The organism is Streptomyces sp. NPDC037271, assembly GCF_055603605.1.
The window spans coordinates 1-3155 of sequence record NZ_JBVJVN010000053.1 but is presented as its reverse complement, the minus strand read 5'-3'; the positions used below and the strand labels follow the sequence as shown (position 1 = coordinate 3155).

The 3155-nt window shown below is 73.7% G+C and carries 1 protein-coding gene; it reads right to left on the bottom strand.

Annotated features, from left to right (window positions below):
* Positions 1-3155, bottom strand: a 3155-nt coding sequence (locus tag ACZ7G3_RS35680; protein ID WP_470930864.1) for a non-ribosomal peptide synthetase, incomplete at both ends; no start/stop codon positions are given.

Sequence of the window (3155 nt, the reverse complement as noted above, 5' to 3'; positions counted from 1 at the left end):
CGCCGTGCCCGGCTGACCAGCTGGATCGACATGATGCTGTCCCCGCCCAGCGCGAAGAACCCGTCGTCCGCGCCGACCCGCTCCACGCCCAGCACCTCCGCGAACAGCGCGCAGAGGGTCCGCTCCACGGGGGTGCGCGGTGCCCGTCCTCCGCCCGTCGTGCCGGCGAAGCCGGGCACGGGCAGGGCCGCGCGGTCGAGCTTGGCGTTCGCGGTCAGCGGCAGTGCGTCGAGCAGCAGGATGTCGGAGGGGACCATGTACTCCGGCAGCCGTTCGGCGAGGCTCGCCCGGAGCGTGCCGGGGTCGGGCCGGCGGCCCGGTTCGGGGACGACGTAGCCGACGAGGTGCTTGCCGCCGGACGGCGCCCGCTGTACGAGGACCACGGCGTCGGCGACCTCGTCCTGTGCGCCGAGTACGCCCTCGATCTCGCCGAGTTCGATGCGGAAGCCGCGGATCTTGACCTGGTGGTCGGCCCGCCCGAGGAACTCCAGCACTCCGTCCGGGGTCCAGCGCACCAGGTCGCCCGTGCGGTACATGCGGGTGCCGGCCGGACCGAACGGATCGGCGACGAACCGCTCCGCCGTCTGCGCGAACCGGTTCAGGTAGCCGCGCGCCAGGGCGTCACCGGCGATGTACAGCTCGCCCACCGCGCCGGGCGGCACCGGTCGCAGCCGGCCGTCGAGGGCGTAGGCCCGCATGCCGTCACGGGCACGGCCGATGGGGACGCTGCCCGGCACCCGGGCCGCGTCCCGCATGGTGTGCTGGGTGGCGAACAGGGTGATCTCGGTCGGGCCGTAGATGTCGGTGACGTCGGTGTCCGGGCACGCGTTCAGGACGCGCCGCACGGACGCCGACGAGACCACGTCTCCGCCGGTCAGCACCTCCCGGACCCCCTCCAGGCAGCCGGGGTCCTCCTCCGCGACCACCCGGAACAGTCCGGCGGTGAGCAGCAGCGAGGTCACGCCGTGCGTGCGGACCGTACGGGCGATGGTGGGTACGTCGAGGTCGCCGGGCGGTGCGACGACGACCTCGCCGCCGCCGAGCAGGGGCATCCACAGCTCGTAGGTGGACGGGTCGAAGCCGTACGGCGAGTGCAGCAGCACCCGGTGCGGGACCGTGTCGGCGCGGGAGGCGGCGCCGGTGTTCCAGCGGCGGTCGGTGGCCAGGCTCACCACTCCGCGGTGGGTGATCTCCACGCCCTTCGGCTCGCCGGTGGAGCCGGACGTGAACATCACGTAGGCGGCGCTGTCCGGCAGGACGCGCACGACGGGGGCCCGGACGGGGGGTTCTTCCGGACGGTCGTCGTCACCGGCCCGGACCGGGACCTCGTGTTCGATTCCGGGCAGGACGTCGGTGGTCGTGCCGCCGTCGGTGACCACGACGCGGCATCCGGCCAGTCGTGTCATCGAGGCGAGCCGGGCCCCCGGCAGTCTTCCGTCGAGGGGCACGTAGACCGCTCCGGCCTTCAGCACGCCCAGGATCGCCGTCACGACCTCCGGTGAACGCTCCATCAGCAGGGCGACGCGCTCCTCCGGCCGCACCCCCAGGGACACCAGCCGCGCCGCCAGGCGGTCCGCCCGCTCGTCGAGTTCCCGGTACGTCCGCACACCGCCGTCCCAGCGGACGGCCACGGCCTGCGGCGTACGCGCCACCTGCGACGCGAACGCCTCGACGACACTCGTCGCGTCCCTCGTCGTGTCCGCGTCGACGTCGTTCCAGTCGGTGAGGATACGGTGCCGCTCCTCGGCGGTGAGGACGTCGACGGAACCGGACGGGCGGGTGGGGTCGTCGGCGAGCGTCCGCAGCAGCGTGCGGAACCGGTCGGTGAGCGTGCGTGCGGCCTCCTCGGTGAGGAGGTGCGGCATGTAGTGGAGCCGCAGCCACAGTTCGTCGTCGCGGAGTCCGGCGGCGAGGGTCACCGGGTAGTGGGTCGCGTCGTGGACCTTCGAGCCGCTGACGGCGAGCCCCGAGGACGGGACGGACCCTTCGGCGACCGGGTAGTTCTCGAAGACGACGAGGCTGTCGAACAGCCGCGGCAGGCCGGACAGCCGGTTGATCCGGCTCAATCCGATGTACTGATGGGCCATCAGCTCCGACTGGGCGGTCTGCACGCGCAGCAGGAGGTCGGCCAGCCGCTCGGCCGGGTCGAGGACGACCCGGACCGGGAGGGTGTTGATGAACAGGCCCGCCATGGACTCGATGCCGGGTATCTCCGGCGGGCGGCCGGAGACCGTCGTACCGAAGACGACGTCGTCACGGCCGGTCAGCCGGGACAGCAGCAGCGCCCAGGCACCCTGCACCAGGGTGTTGACCGTCAGGCCCCGGTCCCGCGCCAGCCGGCGCAGCGCCGTCACGGCCGGCGCGGGGAGCTCCGCGTCGATCCTGGCGGGGACGCCCGGTGCCCCGGCGGTGGCGGCCGGGGTGTCCGGAGCCAGGAGCGTCGGCTCCTCCACCCCGGCGAGCTCGTCCGCCCAGGCCCGCTCGGCCGCCTGTCCGTCCTGTGCGGCGAGCCAGGCGAGGTAGTCGCTGTAGGGGGTGGACGGCGGCAGGTCCGCGCCGGTGCCGCCGGCGGCGGCAGTGGCGTACAGGGTGAACAGTTCCTTCGCGAGGACGGGGACCGACCAGCCGTCGAAGAGGATGTGGTGGTTCGTCAGCACGAGACGGTGCCGGGTGTCGCTCAGGCCCACGACGGTGAGGCGCATGAGCGGCGCCCGCGCCGGATCGAGGCGCTTCGCGCGCTCCTCGGCGGCGATCCGGCCTGCCTCCGCCTCCGCGTCCGCCTCGGGCAGGGCGCGGAGATCGACGGTGCGCCAGGGGAGTCCGGGGTCGCGGACGACCACCTGGACGGGAACGCCGGCGACGTCGGGCACGAACGCGGCCCGCAGGTTGGCGTGGCGGCGCAGCAGCGCCGTCCATGCCTCCCGCAGGGTCGCCTCGTCCAGCCGGCCCTCCAGGTCCAGTTCGACCTGAGCGGTGTAGACGTCGGTGCCCTCGTGGTCGTAGTGGGCGTGGAAGAGCAGGCCCTCCTGGAGCGGGGAGAGCGGGAGGACGTCCTCCAGTCCGGGGTACGCGGCCTCCAGGGCTTCCACCTGCTCCTGGGTGAGGGCGGGTACGAGGGGGAAGTCGGACGGCGTGTGGCCGCCGGCCCCGGCATC